General features: G+C 38.0%; 19 protein-coding genes. All 19 read right to left on the bottom strand.

Going from position 1 to position 19,246, the window contains the following annotated elements; all coding sequences use genetic code 11:
* Positions 1-7 precede the first annotated feature (7 nt).
* The gene (locus AAA923_RS03790) at positions 8-697 is read right to left on the bottom strand and encodes a 5'-methylthioadenosine/adenosylhomocysteine nucleosidase (RefSeq protein ID WP_338214670.1); all 690 of its coding nucleotides are present in this window, start codon (positions 695-697) and stop codon (positions 8-10) included.
* A 10-nt stretch (positions 698-707) separates the two neighbouring features.
* Positions 708-1,004, bottom strand: a complete 297-nt coding sequence (locus tag AAA923_RS03785) for a hypothetical protein (protein ID WP_338214668.1) — start codon at positions 1,002-1,004, stop codon at positions 708-710.
* Entirely contained in the window at positions 1,005-1,574 is a 570-nt protein-coding gene (locus AAA923_RS03780) for an NUDIX hydrolase (protein WP_041499465.1), read from the bottom strand.
* Between the two features lie 673 nt (positions 1,575-2,247).
* On the bottom strand, positions 2,248-2,466 hold the full coding sequence (locus AAA923_RS03775) for a cold-shock protein (protein WP_338214666.1): 219 nt from the start codon (positions 2,464-2,466) through the stop codon (positions 2,248-2,250).
* A 13-nt stretch (positions 2,467-2,479) separates the two neighbouring features.
* Positions 2,480-5,257 carry an isoleucine--tRNA ligase gene (gene ileS / locus AAA923_RS03770; protein ID WP_338214665.1) on the bottom strand — a complete coding sequence of 926 codons (2,778 nt, stop codon included), beginning with the start codon at positions 5,255-5,257 and terminating at the stop codon, positions 2,480-2,482.
* A gap of 181 nt (positions 5,258-5,438) precedes the next feature.
* Positions 5,439-6,188, bottom strand: coding sequence for a DivIVA domain-containing protein (locus AAA923_RS03765; protein WP_338214663.1), 750 nt, complete (start codon positions 6,186-6,188; stop codon positions 5,439-5,441).
* A 12-nt stretch (positions 6,189-6,200) separates the two neighbouring features.
* Entirely contained in the window at positions 6,201-6,995 is a 795-nt protein-coding gene (locus AAA923_RS03760) for a YlmH family RNA-binding protein (RefSeq protein ID WP_338214661.1), read from the bottom strand.
* A gap of 5 nt (positions 6,996-7,000) precedes the next feature.
* Positions 7,001-7,267, bottom strand: a complete 267-nt coding sequence (locus tag AAA923_RS03755) for a YggT family protein (protein ID WP_338231375.1) — start codon at positions 7,265-7,267, stop codon at positions 7,001-7,003.
* Positions 7,268-7,281: 14 nt separating this feature from the next.
* Entirely contained in the window at positions 7,282-7,698 is a 417-nt protein-coding gene (locus AAA923_RS03750) for a cell division protein SepF (RefSeq protein ID WP_338214659.1), read from the bottom strand.
* A gap of 14 nt (positions 7,699-7,712) precedes the next feature.
* A complete protein-coding gene (ftsZ, locus tag AAA923_RS03745) occupies positions 7,713-8,972 on the bottom strand; it encodes a cell division protein FtsZ (RefSeq protein WP_338214657.1) in 1,260 nt (419 codons plus the stop codon).
* 42 nt (positions 8,973-9,014) lie between these two features.
* Positions 9,015-10,367, bottom strand: coding sequence for a cell division protein FtsA (gene ftsA, locus AAA923_RS03740; RefSeq protein WP_338214655.1), 1,353 nt, complete (start codon positions 10,365-10,367; stop codon positions 9,015-9,017).
* A 75-nt stretch (positions 10,368-10,442) separates the two neighbouring features.
* The gene (locus AAA923_RS03735) at positions 10,443-11,141 is read right to left on the bottom strand and encodes a cell division protein FtsQ/DivIB (protein ID WP_338214654.1); all 699 of its coding nucleotides are present in this window, start codon (positions 11,139-11,141) and stop codon (positions 10,443-10,445) included.
* A 505-nt stretch (positions 11,142-11,646) separates the two neighbouring features.
* Positions 11,647-12,744, bottom strand: coding sequence for an undecaprenyldiphospho-muramoylpentapeptide beta-N-acetylglucosaminyltransferase (gene murG / locus AAA923_RS03730; RefSeq protein WP_338214905.1), 1,098 nt, complete (start codon positions 12,742-12,744; stop codon positions 11,647-11,649).
* A gap of 9 nt (positions 12,745-12,753) precedes the next feature.
* Positions 12,754-14,127 (bottom strand): UDP-N-acetylmuramoyl-L-alanine--D-glutamate ligase, encoded by a 1,374-nt coding sequence (gene murD / locus AAA923_RS03725; RefSeq protein WP_338214652.1) that lies wholly within the window; start codon positions 14,125-14,127, stop codon positions 12,754-12,756.
* A 16-nt stretch (positions 14,128-14,143) separates the two neighbouring features.
* Positions 14,144-15,109, bottom strand: a complete 966-nt coding sequence (gene mraY / locus AAA923_RS03720; protein ID WP_338214650.1) for a phospho-N-acetylmuramoyl-pentapeptide-transferase — start codon at positions 15,107-15,109, stop codon at positions 14,144-14,146.
* A gap of 14 nt (positions 15,110-15,123) precedes the next feature.
* On the bottom strand, positions 15,124-17,292 hold the full coding sequence (locus AAA923_RS03715; RefSeq protein ID WP_338214648.1) for a penicillin-binding transpeptidase domain-containing protein: 2,169 nt from the start codon (positions 17,290-17,292) through the stop codon (positions 15,124-15,126).
* On the bottom strand, positions 17,289-17,654 hold the full coding sequence (gene ftsL, locus AAA923_RS03710; protein WP_338214646.1) for a cell division protein FtsL: 366 nt from the start codon (positions 17,652-17,654) through the stop codon (positions 17,289-17,291). Before ftsL ends, AAA923_RS03715 begins: the two co-directional genes overlap by 4 nt.
* 15 nt (positions 17,655-17,669) lie before the next feature.
* Positions 17,670-18,620 carry a 16S rRNA (cytosine(1402)-N(4))-methyltransferase RsmH gene (gene rsmH, locus AAA923_RS03705; protein WP_338214645.1) on the bottom strand — a complete coding sequence of 317 codons (951 nt, stop codon included), beginning with the start codon at positions 18,618-18,620 and terminating at the stop codon, positions 17,670-17,672.
* The gene (gene mraZ / locus AAA923_RS03700; protein WP_338214644.1) at positions 18,610-19,041 is read right to left on the bottom strand and encodes a division/cell wall cluster transcriptional repressor MraZ; all 432 of its coding nucleotides are present in this window, start codon (positions 19,039-19,041) and stop codon (positions 18,610-18,612) included. The genes rsmH and mraZ overlap by 11 nt, the downstream gene beginning before the upstream one ends.
* Between the last annotated feature and the right edge of the window lie 205 nt (positions 19,042-19,246).

Here is a 19,246-nt window from a genome sequence, read left to right as displayed (position 1 = left end):
ATCCCCTCTATTCTTGGTCTAAAAAGTTCAGCAACATAGTTACTGATTTGCGTCCGGCTTGTAAAACAAATTCGTCAAAATTGACACTAGCATCCTCGTCCCCAACATCACTCATTGAACGAATGACAACGAATGGCGTGTGGAATTGGTTGCAGACTTGAGCCACAGCTGCACCCTCCATCTCAGCTGCTAATGCATCTGGGAACGACTTTTTAATTGTAGCAATTTTTTCTTTAGAGTCAACGAATTGGTCTCCGGTAACAATTAAACCTACTCGAGAAGTCAAACCAGTTCTTTCTGCAGCGGCAGCAATTTCCTTAACATAGTTAGGATCGGCTTGGAAATAAAGTTCTTGTTGTGGAAGTTGACCAACTTTGTAACCAAATCCTGTAGCGTCAACATCGTGATAGGCCATCTTGTCAGAAATAACAACATCTCCGATATGTAGACCTGAACCAATTCCACCAGCTGAACCAGTATTAACGACAAAATCCGGTTGGTAACGATCATTGATAAGTGTTGCAGTGATACCTGCTTGAACTTTACCAATTCCACTTTGTGCTAAGTAAACATCATGATTCTTGTACTTACCAATAGTGATATCGACACCAGCAACTGATTCATTCTTAACATCAGTTAGTGATTCTCTCATTAATTTAATTTCTTCTTCCATAGGAACGATTACGCCAATTTTCATACTTTACCCCTTAAATAAAAAATAATATTAGAAATACCAGAACAATTAAGCCGAATACTGTAATGATGGCAATATTTAACTTTTTTTTCAATTTATTTGTCTTATCTTCAAAAGATGACAAATTTTCTTGAATTATTTGCTCTGGATGTTGCTGTTTATACTCTTCTTCCGCTCGACGACGTTCTTGCTCACGAATTTTTTGTTGCTGAGCTTCGACTTGATCAGCACGAACGACTGTCTGCGGTTGTTCTTCTTTATGAGACGATTTAACTTTTGAATTAAAAAAGTCTTTTATCTTATCGAACATTTATTTTTCCTTTGCTTGTAGCAATTCCCAATAAGTGATGGCATAAATACTCTTTGAATCGCAAATTACGCCAGCTTCAACTTGAGCTTTTGCTTCATCCAATGTCAATTTTTCAACATTTAAGAATTCATCCGGATCAAGTGGACGTTTGAATTCAACTTCTTTCAAATCAGTTGCCTTGAAGACAGTCAATTTCTCATTGGAATAGCCAGGACTAGCGAAGAATGCTGTAACCTTTTCCAACTTATCAGTAGTCATACCAAGCTCTTCATCCATTTCACGCAAGGCAACTTCTTTCAAATCGCTACCTTCATCAGAATCAATTTTACCGGCAGGAATTTCCAAAGTTTCTTGTTCAAGCGGAGTCCGCCATTGTCTAACAAAAATCATCTTACCGTCATCTGTGAAAGGAATAATGGCAACAGCACCGTGATGTTTAACAACTTCACGGATGTCAGGGATTCCGTTTGGCAAAACCACTTGTTCGACATCAACGTCAATAATTTTGCCACCAAACATTCTCTTTTGGGCAACAATTTCTTCGTAGTATCTTGAATCTTCTTTTTCCATTATTTGACCTTCTTATTTGAGATTATCAAAATTGAACCAATGCAAATATTTTACCAGATATTGAGTTAACTACAAGGTCTTGCCGCCTCCGGTTGTCAGAGAAAATTCGCCTGCTGTGAGGAACGATTCGAGCCAAAGTACGGTCTCGAATCTCGCTTTGAAGCCCTGCCACAGTTCGGCAAGTCTCCAAAGTCGTCCTGTATAGCAAGGGCTAGCACCCTTGCTATACCTCCACTGCACGTGAATTTCTCTGCCAACCTCCGGCTAGGGATTGGTTTATTGATATGTAGCCATTGAATATTTAGTTATTCTTCAATGTTTAAATAAATTACGCAATTATACAGTAAATATTAAATGCGATTATAACTCATACTTACTTTTTCAAGCTCTGAAAGTAGAAATACCATCCAAAACGAGCAATAACCATCATCCACCCATACCAAAAATATCTTTCAAACCAAAGAGCCACCGGGCGTGAGGGATGGAGTCCGCAGTGGTAGTGGTGTTAGGACGGGAGCTTTTCCCGTTATTACAGCACAGGACGTTTTTGAGATACGGCTTTCGGCTCAAAAGCGAGGTTCGAGACCGCACTCTGGCTCGAATCGGTCCACACAGCAGACTGCCATCCCTCACGTCCAGTGGCGGCATCCTTCAATATAAAAAAAAGAAAGCACTATTCAGCGCTTTCTTCCTCGTCTTTAATACTAATATTTACAGCCTGTGGTCCTTTATAACCAGGTGCAACTTCATAACTGACTGTTAATCCGTTTTTGATATAGTAATCATCACGGTTAAGAACTGAGTCAGCAAAGAAGAAAATATCTTCACTATCGTTATTGATAAAACCAAAGCCACGATCATTATTAAATCTTATAATTTTTCCGGTAAACATTTAGTCACCTATCCTATTCATCAAAGCCATCCGTCATTGTTTCGGGATATTCCTTAGCAACAATTTTAGCACATCTAGCACAGAATGTTGGATAATTTTCATCACTGCCAACATCTGTCTTGATCATACGACATCTTTGACATACGTCGCCTTCTGCTTTTTCAACAAGAACATCAGCTAATTCGTACTTGTCAGCATCAGCTACATCTGAGTCTGTCAATTCAAATTGTGAAACGATCAATAGTTGACCGAAGTTACTGTCGATTTTATCAAGAACGGCTTTCAATTCAGCGCTTGGCTTAACAGTAACTTTAGCTTCAAGTGACTTACCAATTAACTTGTTTGTACGAGCAACTTCGAGTGACTTCAAGACGTTGTCTCTAAAGTCCATGAAGACAGCCCAGTCTTTTTCGATTTCTGCTTGATCAGCGATTTCTTCAACCTTAGGCATTTCTGTCAATTGAACGAAATCTTCTGGTTCTTTAAGGTATTCCCAAACTTGTTCCATTGTGTGAGGCAAGATTGGTGTCAACAACTTAGCTAACTTAACAACAACGTTATAGATAACTGTTTGCATTGAACGACGAGCATGTGAATCTTCGGCATCGATGTAAACAACATCTTTAGCAAAGTCTAAGTAGAATGTTGACATTTCGTTAACGATAAAGCTGACAACAGATTTAGCAACATCGGCAAAGTCATACTTGTCATAGTTAGCAAGTACGTCTTTAACCATGTCGTTCAACTTAACTGTGATGTACTTGTCTTCTGGGCGAAGATCAGCATAAGCAACAGCGTTAGTCTTAGGATCAAAGTCAGTTGTATTAGCTAACATAAATCTAATTGTATTTCTAATCTTACGGTATGTTTCAGAAACTTGCTTGAATGAGTCAACTGAAACAGAAACATCAGAACTTGCGTCAACTGAAGCAACCCAGAGACGGATGATTTCAGCACCGAACTGTCTTTCAATATCACTAGGAGCAATAACATTACCCAATGACTTACTCATCTTAACGCCCTTTTTATCAAGAGTGAATCCTTGTGAAAGGATAGCCTTGTAAGGAGCAACGCCATATGCAGCAACGGAAGTTACTAACATTGAGTTGAACCAACCACGATATTGGTCAGAACCTTCAAGAATCAAGTCAGCTGGGAATACTAAGTTATCACGAGTTCTAGCAACACCTGAGTGAGCTGTCCCGGAGTCAAACCAAACATCCAAGATATCTGTTTCCTTAGTAAACTTGCCATTAGGGCTACCTGGATATGTAAAGCCTTCTGGTAGAAGATCTTTAGCATCACGTTCAGCCCAAACATTTGAACCATATTTACCGAACAAGTCAGCAACGTGGTCAATTGTTTCTTTAGTCATGATTGGGTCGCCATTTTCAGCATAGAAAATTGGTAGTGGAACACCCCAAGCACGTTGTCTTGAGATTACCCAATCACCACGGTCACGAATCATGTTGTAAAGACGAGTTTTACCCCAGTCAGGCATAAAGTCGATTTTTTCGATTTCATCAAGGATTTGTTGTCTAAACTTATCGATTGATGCAAACCATTGTGGTGTAGCACGGAAGATAACTGGTTTCTTAGTACGCCAATCATGTGGATAACTGTGAGTAAAGAAACTTAGCTTCAATAATGAACCATTTGCTTTCATTCTGTCAGCAATCAACTTGTTAGCATCGTCATAGAAGACACCTTCATATTCAGGTACTTCATCAGTAAATCTACCTTGAGCATCGATTGGTGAGAAGACTGGCAACTTGTATTTCATACCGACAACAAAGTCATCAGCACCAAATCCAGGAGCTGTATGAACTAAACCAGTACCATCATCAAGTGTAACATGGTTACCAAGAATCAATAGTGATTCTTGATCGTAGAATGGATGTGTTGCTGTAAGTCCTTCAAGTTCTTTTCCTTGGAATGTTTTAAGAACTTCAACATCCTTCCAGCCTAGTTGTTCTTGAACGTATTGAAGTCTTTCTTGAGCAACAACATATTTCTTGCCGTCAGCGTTAACTTCAGCGTAGATGAACTTAGGGTTCACACAGATAGCCTTGTTTGAAGGAATTGTCCATGGAGTAGTTGTCCAAATAATGAATGATGCATCTTGATCAACGAGACCTTTACCATCTCGTACTTTGAAAGCAACGAAGATTGAAGGTGACTTGATATCCTTATATTCAACTTCGGCTTCAGCCAATGTTGATTCTGAAGATGGTGACCAGTAGACTGGCTTCTTACCACGGTAAATGTAACCTTTGTCAACCATTTCACCAAAGACTTCAACTTCAGCCTTTTCGAATTCTGGTTGATAAGTAATGTATGGGTGATCCCAGTCAGCGGAAATACCGAGACGTTTGAAACCAGCCATTTGTTTCTTGATTTCACCTTGAGCAAAGTCAAAACACATCTTACGGTAGTCAGAAAGACTCATTTCCTTACGTTTAACACCTTTTTTAGCAAGTTGTTGTTCGATTGGAAGACCATGAGTATCCCAGCCGGGTACGTATGGTGCACGGTAGCCGTCCATTGACTTGTAACGGACAATAATATCCTTTGAAATCTTGTTCAAAGCGTGTCCCATGTGGATGTCACCATTGGCAAATGGAGGTCCATCTAATAGTTCAAAAGTTGGTTTACCCTCATTTAATTTTTGACGACGTTCATAAAGTTTGTTTTCTTCCCAAGCCTTTTGCCATTCTGCTTCTTTGGTTGGCAAACTGCCTCGCATTGGAAATTTAGTTTTACCTAAATTTAAAGTATCTTTTACTCGCATTCTTTCACCCCTTCTGAAAATAAAAAGAACCCATCCAATTTCTAGGACGAGTTCTCGCTATACCACCTATTGGTAAATTACATAGATTGTTTAAGAGCTGATATACCAAAAATAATTTTTACTAGTCTCACACCAACACTAGCTCGCTGAAAAAATTGTCTTCATGGCACTTAATCTCTTATTACTTCTTAGAATCATCAGCGTCATCATCTTTAAAATTGAACGTTGGTTCATTTTGTTGATGATTAATCGTATACGATTCGTCAGGCTGATTTTCCTGAATATTGTCATTATAATTCATTTGCTCGGAATTGAAAACCGAATTTTGGTCATTTTCATAATTCTGTTGATTATTTGACTGATCAGCTTGATAATTTTGGCTTGAATCTGGTCGTTGTTGGTCGCCCACTTCTTGTTTGAGTTTGTCAGTAGATGTACTGTCATTAAGCTTGGACCACTCTGGATTGTCCACCATATCCAACTGCTGTTTCAACATACCTTGCAAGCCTTGTCTGAAAGTGTTGACGCTGCGTTTGAGATTATCAGTTTCAATCGTAACTTGGCGTGCACGTTCAGATGCATCTTGCAAAATTTGATTCGACTTTTCAGTGGATTGATTCAATAAATCACGAGCTTTTTTCTGTGATTCCTCGACGATTATTTGAGCTTCTTGTTCAGACTCATTCTTAACCTTTTCAGCTGCTTCTTGGGCAACTAAAATTGATTGATTCAAAGCATCTTTCATATCAGTGAAATACTTCAATTGTTCAGATGTTTCTTTCAGTTCTTTTTCTAACTGAGCATTTTTTTGCAAAGCTAAATTATAGTCTTGAGCTGCTTGTTTCAAAAAGCTTTCAACTTGGTCGCGGTCATAGCCTCGAAATTTACTATCAAATTCTTTATCATGTATTTCTACTGGTGATAATACCATAACTTCACGCCCCTATTTCTTAATGATGTTAACCGAAAGAAGATACTTATTATTCCTCGATCTGCCCATAATATCATTAACTCTTATTCGGCCAAAGCCTCTGACACTCAGTGTATCAGTAATTGTGACAAATGAGCTAGCATTTTTATTCACAACCCAGTTAATTTGCACTTTACCGTGGTCGACTAAGGATTTAGCATTCTGTCGTGACAGATCATAAACGTCCGCAATAATCGTATCCAAACGTAATGATTGAATGGTGATTGTCTCGTCCGTTGATTCATCTTTTGGTAAAAGCAATTCACTGAAACTCTTCGCAATTAGATGAATCTTGTATGGTCCGATTTTTTTAACTTGATCTTCAATGTAATCACTCATCGAATTAAATACAAAAAATTGCCAATTTTCGCCATCGGTAATAATGTCTCCAAAACGATCACGCTCAACGCCTGACCCTGTTAAGGAACCCAATATTTGACCGTGATGCAAATTAGCAAATTTTTCTGGATAACGAATTTCGTACATTGCAATCTCATAGTCAGATTCTTTAGGTACAAAATAGTCAGGAGCAATTATTCCCCTGACCCGTTCTGCATTCTCATAACCGCCAAAGTAATGTACATATAAACCGTCATATTTATTAATCAGGTTATTTAAAATCGTCTGTTCACGCAGATTCAAAAAATCAGTGAGCTGTGGAGTGTACATTGTTTGAGCTTTTAATAATATATCGCTTATTTTATCAATGAACGTTTTCTCTTCTGGACGGAAAAAGCCTCCACCAATGATTGTTTTTTTATCATCCATATTTTTTAGATTATTAAGAATATCGCTTTCTGCAATAATTGAATCAGTATAAATGCAATTATTGGAGAAAAATCAAGAAAGCCAATACTTGTCGGTATGACTTTTTTGATTAAATTTAAGAATGGATTCACCATCGCTACGATGAATCTTCCAAATGCAGAATTGTACACTGCAGGCACAAAAGAAAGCAAGCAGTATACAAAAATTATGAATTCATACAATTGAAAAGCCATACTAATGACAAATGGCAATCCACTTAAAATTTGATTCATATCTTTCCTCGACTTTATTCGTTTATATCAGTTAAGCTTCCATCGATTTCAAACTTAGGTGGTGTACAAAGAAAGATTTTTTCTCCAACACGTTTAATTTCACCGTTTAAGGCAAAGATAGTACCTGTCAAAAAGTCTACGATTCTCTTTGATTGTTCATCATTGACATTATTAAAATTAACAATTACAGCTTTGTTATTCAAAAGTTGTTTGGCAATAACTTTTGCATCTGAGTAAACTCTTGGTTGATAAATTGCAATTTTACTATTACCTTTAGCTCTTGCTTCGCTGGCTGTACTCATTGATACTACCTTTTCGTTTTTTGAATAATTTGTTTTAGGCTGTTCAACATTTTGATTGTCAACAGGTTTTTCATCAAAATCATCGTCATCGTTAATGCCAAAAAAACTACCTAATTTTGCAAATGCCATAAGAAAATCTCCTTTTATTTATTGTTACGACGCTTAAAAATTGGAGGAGTTGAATCATCGTCATCGTCGCTCAAATCAATTGTTTCAGGTTTTTGAAAGATTTCGAAATCGCCCTTTTCACCAGAAACATTGTTTTGTTTTGCAGCATCACGATTGATGTCCCAAGCTGCCAATGGATCATTAGATGGTTGTTGTGGTTGTGAAGCAGACTTTGGTTGACCATTGTTGTTATCATTGTCAGCCTTGTTCTTGTTGTTATCTAATGTTGCACGGGGATTGTTTAAGGGACGTCTTGATGGTTCTCTCTTCTTGCTTTCTTCGGTTTCAACGCCAGTTGCAATAACAGTAACCTTAACTTGGTCACCTAATGTGTCATCGATTGAAGTACCGAAGATAATATTAACATCAGATGTAGCTTGTTCGGAAACAATTTGCGCTGCATCTTGTGCTTCAAATAGTGATAAGTCTGGACCACCAGTAATATTAAGCAATACTTGTTTAGCACCATCGATTGAAACTTCAAGTAATGGTGATGAGATAGCTTTCTTAGTAGCTTCAGTAATTCTGTTTTCGCCGTTAGCTTGACCAATACCCATTAGAGCTGAGCCTTGATCTGACATAACAGTCTTAACATCAGCAAAGTCCAAGTTAACAAAACCAGGTGATGTGATCAAATCAGAAATACTTTGAACACCTTGACGTAAAACATCATCAGCAATACTGAATGCTTCACTCATAGGTGTCTTCTTGTCAACAATTTCTAGCAATTTGCTGTTAGAAATCAAAACTAGTGTATCAACATCTTTTTTAAGTTCAGTAATACCATCAGCGGCAAAACGTGAACGCTTTGAACCTTCAAAGGCGAAAGGACGTGTCACAACACCAACTGTTAAGGCACCACTTTCTTTAGCAATGTTAGCAACGATAGGAGCAGCGCCTGTACCAGTACCACCACCCATTCCGGCAGTTACGAAGATCATATCAGCGCCTTCAAGGGCTTCTTTAATGGCTTCTTCACTTTCTTGAGCAGCTTTTTGTCCAACCTCAGGATTTGAACCGGCACCTAATCCACGTGTCAATTTAGGTCCTAACTGAATTTTTGTTTCAGCATTTGAGTTTTCTAGAGCTTGAACATCAGTATTTGCAGCAATAAACTGTACACCTTTGATTCCTGCTTCTACCATTCGATTGACAGCGTTACCACCGGCACCACCGACACCGATAACTTTGATTACCGCTCCCTTATTTTGGGTAGAGTCTAAAGTATATTCCATTAAGGAGTTCCTCCTATTTAAATCATTTATTATTTATTATTATTAATCAAAAAATTTGCTCCAGAAGTCCTTGAATTTCGACATTTTTTTACCTTTTTCAGGTTTTGTCTCATCTTCTGTTGGTTGGTCCTCTTGAGTTTGGTCCATTGTTGGTTCCGGTTGCTCAAATTGTTGCTGTGGTTGAGGCTCAGAAGCAACTTGAGGTTGTGGTCGACTGCCTCGGTCAATGGTTGCACCATTAACAACATTGTCAGCAATCACTCCAATATCATTTAATCTTGAAGCATAAGTTACTAAGCCAAGACCCAATGAATATGATGGATAACGCATACCCATCTGTGTTGGGACATAACTTCTAACTTTGACATCGAAAATCTTTCTAGCTAAATCCTCCACATTAGGTGTAGCAGCAACTCCACCGGTCAAAACGATTCCACCGGGTAGAGATAAAGCTCCTGCATCTTCTAGTGGTGCTTGTAGTCTAGTAAAGATTTGGTTGAGTCGGGCTTCAATGATTTCAGCTAAATATTCTTCTGAAATCATTGTCGGCTCATTCTTACCAACAACTTCAACACTGATATTTTCATCAGTAGATGATTTGTCAGCAGATGCGTTACCGTAATAAAGTTTCAATTGATTAGCATTTTCAACAGTTGTATTCAAAACAACTGAGATATCATGCGTTACATAGTCGCCACCCTCGAAATCAACAGTTGATAATTTCAGGTTGTGATCATGTACTACAGAAGCGGTTGTTTGGCCAGCTCCCATATCAATAATTACAGCACCAAAGTCGCTCTCGCCGTCATTTAAAACGACTTGACTTAATGCCATTGGAGAAATAACTTTATGAATAATGTTTAAGCCAGCTTTTTGAATAGCCTTTTTCGTATTATGAACGATGGTCTTAGGTGCCGTGTATAAAACTCCAGACATCTCTAAACGTACACCAATCATTCCTCGTGGATCACGAATGTTGTTGAAACCATCGACAGAAAATTGCTTAGGTAATAGAGAAACAACTTCTCTCTCACTAGGTAAGTTTTGAACCATAGCAGCCAGCATAACTTGTCTGACATCATTTTCATTGATTTCTTTTGATTGAGATCCAACGGCAATCATACCTTGGCATTTCTCAATCTGTAACATGTTAGCCGATATACCGACTACAACGTCACGGATGGAAATATTTGCTTGTGTTTCGGCCTTCTTAATTGCGCGTTTTATAGCACCTGCCGCTTTGTCTATATCGACTATAACGCCACGGCTTACACCTTCAGAGCGTTCGCTTCCTACGCCGACAATACTTAACCTATCATCAGACGATTCAGCAACAACTACTTTAATTGAATTCGTGCCAATATCAAGACCTACAAAAAATTCAGAATTGTCCATTAATCGTGGCAGCCTCCCTTACCTAGAAAAATCTATTCACTAAAAAATTTTAACACAAATATGATTATATTAAACCTATTTCTTACCTTTAAAGGGATAAGAATAGGCTCCAATCTCCAAATCTATAACGCCTTTCTTTTTCATCTGAGCAGCCATACCTGGATAATACTTCAATTTTGTTCGAACAGTTCTCATGTCAGCGATAACCTTGTTGCCATCATTCATATCGATTTTGATGCGATATGGATTCAATTTAGTCGGAGCGTTATAAAATTCAGACACATTCGTCTTCACGTTACTAGGCAGTTCGGCATAAATATTCGACATCTTCTTCAGCCTACTGGCACTAAAGCCACTATAGGTTGGATAGTTACCAATTGGAGAACTCATCTTCTGATTGATGACCTTACCGTTATTGATAATTCGGTAATAACCACCGTTCTTATTGATAAATCCTAGTGTTGGATGTTCCGAAACTTTAATCGTTAAGTCCCGCATATTGTGCGTTCCAAACGAGATAGATTTAATTGATGGAAGTTTTCGTTCAGTTTCTTTGGCAATCGTTTTGTGATGCAAGAAAACATTTAAAAGTGTGGAATTATCATCAATCTTAGTCGCATTAATTACTTGTTGTGCACCGAGATCATTGACACCTTTGACATTGATGTTTCTTACTTTACTCAATGACGAACCAAAATAAGCAATCAATACAATAACAAAAACTATTATAAATATTAAACCATTTTTACTTATTCTAATCCTTTTTAATCGCACTTTTAAACCTCACATTTATATATATGCCGTCTTCGGGTGACGGTACAGTGCTTGAGTCTGCTGTGGACCGGTGCGAGCCAAGGTCTCGCGCCTCGATTTTGAGCTTTGCACAGTTCGCAAATCTCAAAATACGTCAGTAGGGTAATGGCTAAAGCCATAACACTACTTTCACAACGGACTCAAGCATTGTACTGCCACTCTCCGACTAGGTTGTTTTATCAACTGATAATCAGTTTAGATTTACTAAGAATTAAAACTTACTCAACATAATTATCATTGAATGGTTCAGTCTCTATCAACTAAGTATATCTAATACATTAGTCGGAAGAGCTGAGAAGTATTCACCAGCAGTGGAAGTGGCGTTACGGCTTTAGCCGTTACACCACTGGGCGAGTTTGAAGCCTTACCGAACTATGGTAAGGCTTCAAACCGAGGTTCGAGACCGCACTTCGGCTCGGACCGTTCCGCACAGCAGGCGAAATACTTCTCAGCTCTGGAGACGGCCCTACTTAATCAACTCTGTTAACACCTTTATCAATCGATCAGCAGAATCAGGAACGCCGATGTGCTTGGATTTCTCAGACATTTCTGCCTGAACTTTACTGTTGCTCATGATTTCGTTAACCGCTTCATACAATGAATCACTTGTAAGTTCAGCTTCTGGAATCAACTTGGCAGCTCCAACTTTAGAAACTGACATGGCATTCTTTGTTTGATGGTCATGCGTTACATAGGGACTTGGTACAAATATAGCTGGAATGCCTAGGGCTGTAATTTCAGCGATACTTGTTGCGCCGCTACGTCCGACAATCAACTTAATGTCGGGTAAAATTTCTGGCATATTATCAATATATGGTAATACGGAGATATTTGCACTGTTTAGATACTTTTCATCGATTAATTTAACAACATTGTCATAATGTACTCGTCCTGTAACAAACAAAACTTGATAATCTGCTTTAACAAAACGGTCCATTGTTTCAATTGTCGCTTGATTAATTGGCTTAGCACCACGAGAACCACCGAAAATCATCACGGTATCCTTGTCGGCTGCTAAATCGAATTCTTTCAAACGATCATTTTTTTGAATGTTGACAACTTCTTGAGCTCTGGGATTACCTGTGAAAACAATCTTCTTCTTTTCACTGAATTGATCAGTCGCTTCGGTAAAAGCAATCGCAATTTTATCAACGAAATGAGCTAAGAATTTGTTTGTTACACCAGCAATTGTATTTTGTTCATGGATAACTGTTGGAATATGCATTGTATGTGCTGCATAAACGATGGCACTTGATACGTAACCACCGGTACCAACAACGATATCTGGTTTGAATTCTTTAATAATCTTGCGAGACTTACGAATACTTGAGAGAAACAATTGAACTGTTTTGACATTTTCGACTGTTAAACGACGTTTGAAACCTTGAATTTCAATTGTTTTAAAGTTCAAACCGGCATTCTTAACAATCTTGCTCTCTAAGCCTTTTTCCGTCCCGACGTATAGAACATCATCAATTAAGTCACGTTCCTTGAGACGCTTGATTAAGGCCATTGCGGGATAGATATGTCCACCGGTACCACCACCGGAAACAATTATGCGCATTTTTGTCATTTATTTAACTTCTCCCTTTAGTGTCTCGACTGTTTGAATGTACAAGTCGCCACGTTCTTCAAAGGTATGGAATTGATCCCAACTAGCAGCAGCTGGTGAAAGTAGAATAACATCCCCAGCATCACTTTGCTTATAAGCTTCAGGAACAGCTTCAGACAAATTGTCTACCTTAACAATGTTGCTAACCCCAGCTTTTTCAGCAGATTTGATTACTTTTTCAGCAGTTTGACCGTAAACAACTAAGTTATTGACTTTTCCTTTAAGTGATGGAATCAACTCATCAAAGCCATTACCACGGTCAAGACCACCAGCAATCAAAGTAATTGGTGTCTTAAATGCTGTTAAAGCGACAATTGTTGCTTCAACATTAGTTGCTTTAGAATCATTATAGAATTTATGTCCACCGAAAGTATCGACATATTGGATTCTATGCTTGACACCTCTAAATGATGATAATACTTCAATAATATCTTCGTTCTTAACGTCGAATAATTTAGCGACACTAATTGCTGCCAAAGCATTTTGAACGTTATGTTCACCAGGAATCTTAATTTCATCAGCTGTCATGATCTTCTCACCGTTACAGTAAAGAACATCATCTTTAACATAGGCACCATTGTCTAATTCTTGGCTGTCAGAGAATGGCAAAATTTTAGCATTTGATTGTTTAGCTAAATCACGCCATTCTTCAGTATTGTAATTGATAACAAAGTAATCATCTGGAGTTTGATTCTTAGTAATGTGCATTTTAGCTTTGATGTAGTTGGCACGATTCTTATGGAAATCCAAGTGAGTTGAATAAATATTATTCAAAACAGCAACATGTGGATGTAAGTCGATTGTTCCTTGGAGTTGGAAACTTGATAGCTCAGTCACAACGACATCATTTTTAGTAGCTTTTTGAATTACATCAGAGATAGGAATACCAATATTACCAGCATAGTAAGAATGCTCGAATTTTGGTGAATGTTGCAACAATAATTGAATCAATGTTGTAACAGTAGTCTTCCCGTTTGTTCCTGTAACGCCAACCATTGTGGCATCTGAATAACTATAAGCAATCTCAGGTTCTGTGATAACTGGAATCTTGAGTTTTTCAGCTTGTTGAACCAATTCATTAGAATAAAAAACACCGGGATTTTTAACTAAATAATCGTATGAATCATCAATTAAGTTTGCATCGTTACTGCCAGTGATAACTTTAAAACCGGCGTCGATCAATGCTTGTGCTTCAGTATTTTTTTCCAAAGGATTGGAATCAACAACAGTTACATCTGAACCCATTTTATTTAACAACTTGGCTACAGCGAAACCACTCTTAGCTAAACCTAATACTAAAATCTTTTTGTTTGAATAATTACTCTTTGTTTTCATTGCTATCATTTACTTCCTATACGAATAAAATTAGATAAATTGCTGAACAAATTGCGCCAACAATCCAAAAGACGATATCGATTTTCCATTCTGACCAACCCATCATTTCAAAATGGTGATGAATAGGTGTCATTTTGAAAATACGACGATGGAAAACTTTGAATGAAAAGACTTGTAACATAACACTCATTGTTTCAACTACATAAACTAGACCAATCAATAGTAATGACCAGTAACGACCAAGCAAGATTGAAATGGCTGCCAATCCAGCACCAAGTGCTAATGAACCAACATCACCCATGAAAATCTTGGCTGGCTTGTGGTTGAAAATCAAGAAAGCTAACAAAGCACCAACGACTGAAAAACAGACGATAGCTAAGTCAAAACGATTTTGGTTCAAAGAAATAACTCCGTATGTTGCATAAGAAATTGTTCCTAAACCACCTAGTAAACCATCCAAACCATCAGTTAAGTTAGTAGCATTAGAAAAACCAACTAACCAGAAAATAGTAAATAGCACGAAAATTACGACTGAGTTGATTGATAATACACCCGGAATCGTAAAGTTCATTGGAAATTGATCGCCGTTATATACGACTAAGAAAATGATACCAACAACAATTTGTAAAAGTGCCTTTTGGTAAGCACGAAGTCCCAAGTTACGTTTCTTGAATACTTTGATGAAATCATCAATGAAACCAATGCAACCGTATAAAACAATCACAAAAGTAGTAATCAATAATGAATGTGTCAATTGACCTTGCCAAATACCAACCCAGATATCAGTTATCAAGGTAGCAATGATAATCAACAAACCACCCATCGTAGGCGTTCCTGACTTCTTTTCGTGCCACTTCGGACCTTCTTCTCTAATAGACTGCCCCTCTTTGTGTGCAACCAAGTAACCAATTAAGAATGGCATAAAGATGGCCACAATTGCGAAAGAGCTAATTATGTCGAAAACAATATGACTAAATTCCATGAAAATCCCCTTAATTATTTATTTTTCAATGTAACTATAATTTTACCACTCCCATTTATCACCTGACCAGACTCAACCGATTGTTTCACGACATATCCGTCACCTTTTGTAGTGACTTGCTTACCAGTTATCTCGGCAAACTTCAAAACATCGTTCTTGGACCAACCAGATAAATCAGGCATCGTCATGGCTCCATTGGTCAATAAGACGATTCTTTGATCAGGCATGACCTTCTCACCACTAGCTGGCAATTGTTGAACTACCTTGTTACCAGTTCCGATAACACCAGATTGTAATTTGAGATCTTTAATTCGAGTGAGCGCATCATTGGTTGATTTATCCAATAGACTCGGAATGCTGACATATTGGCTGCCAGCTTCAGTGGCATTAGTAGGAGACTTACCTTGATTAACTAATCTCTTAACTAACGGATTGAAGACTTCAGAGAGAATTCTTTCTGGAGCTTCAGTCATTTTCTGTGGCTGCTTCATCGTTATATACACGATGTAATTAGGATCATTGTAAGGAATCATCCCCGCAACTGAGAAAATATAATTATTGTTACCTGTCAAATAACCTCCCGCTGGAGAGGCAATTTGAGCTGTACCAGTTTTAACACCAACCTTAACTCCAGGCACATTATAAACCATACCAGTACCATAGTTCTTGGTTACGACTTCACGCATTGCCTTTTGAACTTGCTTGGCTGTGCTGGCTTTGATTGGTTGACTAACAACTTCGCGTTTGAAGCTCTTAGTTGTTTTACCAGTATTAGGGTCAACTACTTTTTGCACTATTTGTGGCTTGATCATCTTACCGCCATTAGCGATTGCTGAAAAAGCCTGCAACATTTGCATTGTATTGACGTTGACACTTTGTCCAAAGGAAGTCATCGCTTGGTCACTGACATGCTCAAAGGAAATCCTTCCGGCAACTTCACCTGGCAGTTCAATACCAGTCTTTTCGCCAATGTGGAATCGTTTCATGTATTCCATCCACGTCTTAGAACCCATTTGTTCTTCTAGTTTGACCATACCAACATTAGAAGATCTAGTGAAAGCTTGAGAAAGAGGAATATATCCCCAGCCGGCAGTGTTCCAGTCACCAATTGTTCGACCACCAACTTCAACTGTACCAGATTTATACAACTCATCCGGACTATAGTTACCAGAATCAATTGAAGCTGATAATGTCAAAATTTTCATAACAGAACCTGGTTCGAACTGATCTTCTACCAAAGTATCACGCCAACTGTTATCCAATCCTTTTTTAGTAGTTGGATTGAAAGTTGGACGTTGTGTTGCCGCTTCAATGGCACCAGTCTTTGCGTTCATAACTAAAATCTGCAAGTCTTTGGGAGCATATTTTTCATCAATATTTTGAGCCAGAATCTCCGTATATTGTTGAATCTTACTGTTGAGGGTTAAATAAATATTTGAACCATCAGCTGAACTCTTCTCAATCACTTCTGAATCAGGTAATTCATTACCACTGTTATCAACTTTAGTAATCTTTTTACCGTCACGACCAGATAATAGCTTATTGAAGTATTTCTCAACACCCATCACGCCACTGATATTACTGTTTGCGTCATTGGCATTATCAGCCTTGGTAAATCCAACTAAGTTTGTCGCAAAAATCCCGTTCGGATAAGATCTTGAAGGCAGTTCAACAAAGTGGATTCCGGGCAATTTCTGAGCAGCAATCTTTCGTTTAATTTCAATCGAAAGACCACGACCTGAAGGACCAAATTCCACTTGATATTGTTTCTTATTTTCCGGAGTCAAATATTTACGTAGCTCTTTGGCAGACAATGGTAAATACTTACTCAAAATTCGGGCAGTCCGCTCCTTGTTAACTACATAGTCAGCTTTACCAGCTGTAGTTTTTGACTTCTTGGAAACAATGGCATAAATATTGTAAATCGTGGAGTCGCCGGCAATCATATCGCCATTGACATCCATGATATCGCCACGTTTTGCATTAACTTTATTTACATGTTCATATTTTTGCTTAGTCCTCTGTTCAAGATTAACGCCGTCATATTGCTTACTCATGGAAATATACGCGAATCTTTGAAGAAAAAGGATAAAAGAAAAGGCAGTCGCAATCAAAATGACCATACCAACAATATAATGATTGCGCCTTGCCTTATTTTTAAATAATTTTCTGAACTTGCTCATTTCGAAATATTCCTTACGTTGTTGTCACTCATTTTCAAATTATGCTTTTTTGCAAAAGAAGAAAAACGGTCAAAACTTGTTAATTCAGAAATCTCTTGTCTTAAATTAACGTTACTTGTATTTGTTTTAGATACCTGTGTTGTTAGGCTATCCAATTTATTTTGAGAAGATGTCATAGAAACTTTGATGCTAACTAAAGCAACCATTAAAGCCAGGGTCAATAAACCTAGACCAACAATTGAAAAAATTTCAAATTTGGACAGGGCAACGCTGCGCGTTTTAGGCTCCGCTTGAACTTTCGGTTCAGGTTGAGCTGCGGTTTGATAATCTTGTAAATTCCTAGCAGTACTATCTTCTCTCATATTCTTAATTCTCCATTATATCTTTTCAACAACACGTAGTTTGGCACTGTGTGCCCGATTATTTTCAGATAATTCTTCAGTGTTAGGCAGTATTGGCTTACGAGTTATTTCCTTCAAGACAGGTTTAATATCATCTGGAATAACGGGCAATCCTCTTGGTAAGTCGACATGGGAATTGTCTTTAAAAATATGTTTAACGATACGATCTTCTTTGGATTGAAAAGTTATAACGCTGATTCTGCCTTTAGGGGCTAGGAGATCAATCGCTTGGGCAAGAGATCTTTCCAGTGAACCTAATTCATCATTAACAGCAATTCTAATTGCCTGGAAAACTCGTTTAGCTGGATGACCACCGGTTCTTCTCGCAGCAGCTGGAATTGCATTTTTAATAATATCAGCTAATTCCAATGTTGAAGTGATACGGTGTTCTTCTCTAGTCCGTTCGATGGCACGTGCAATTTGTTTAGCAAATTTTTCATCACTATATTTATAGAAAATACCTACTAATTCACTGTACGTCCAATCATTAACGATCTTCTCGGCATCAAGATCTTGTCTCTGATCCATCCGCATGTCTAAGCGAGCTTCCTTTTTATAACTAAAGCCACGAACAGCATCATCAAATTGGGGAGATGAAACTCCCAAGTCATAAACAATACCATCGACTTTCTCTACTCCAAGTTCGTTCAAGCGCTCTTGCATATTTTCAAAATTATCACGTATTAATGTCAATGAGTTATCACCGATAATATCGGCATCATTTTGAATACTTTCACCGACTTCGATGGCAGCTTCATCACGATCAAACACATAAAGATGACTATTGTGTACACGGCTTAATAATTCTTTGGTGTGGCCACCACGTCCAAAGGTAGCGTCTACATAAATTCCATTATCATGGGGATTTACTTCGTCAATAGTTTCTTTTAATAGTACTGTTTTATGTTTATACACATTAGAAGTCAAAGTCTGTCATTTTCTCCGATATTTCTTCAAAATTATCTTCAGCCTCTTGGCTAAATTTATTCCAGCGTTCCTCATCCCATATTTCTATTCGATCAGAAACGCCGACAATTACACAATTCTTACTTAACTTAGCAAAATCGACTAATGGAGCAGAAAGATTTATCCGTCCCTGTTTGTCGAACTCCGCCTCTGCAGCAGCAGAATAAAAGAACCGAGTGAATGCTCGCGCATCCTTTTTCGTTAAGGGTAACTTATCCAGTTGCGCCTCAAGTTTATCCCATTGCTCCATTGGATACCCAAAAAGGCAACCGTCCATGCCACGTGTGATGACGAAACTATCACCAAGCAACTTTCTAAACTTTGCAGGCACGATTATTCGGCCTTTAGTATCAAGTGTGTGATGAAATTCACCCATAAACACGGACAGTTCACCTCAATTCTTTAACACTTCTTAATTTACCACAATTCCCCACTTTTAACCACACGATATTTGACAATCAGTCAATAAATGTGAAAGCAGTTACTAATTATACAGTTCAAGCGGTGGGGGATTTTTCCATATTAGAAAATAACGGCTTACAAATATTGCATATTTTGTATTTGTGAAGTAACATTTCACTATATAT

Origin of the sequence: Companilactobacillus muriivasis, assembly GCF_036246245.1 — a bacterium.
GTDB classification, from domain to species: Bacteria; Bacillota; Bacilli; order Lactobacillales; family Lactobacillaceae; genus Companilactobacillus; species Companilactobacillus muriivasis.
Note: the sequence above shows the minus strand (reverse complement) of the source record. Positions and strands in the feature narration are given on the sequence as shown.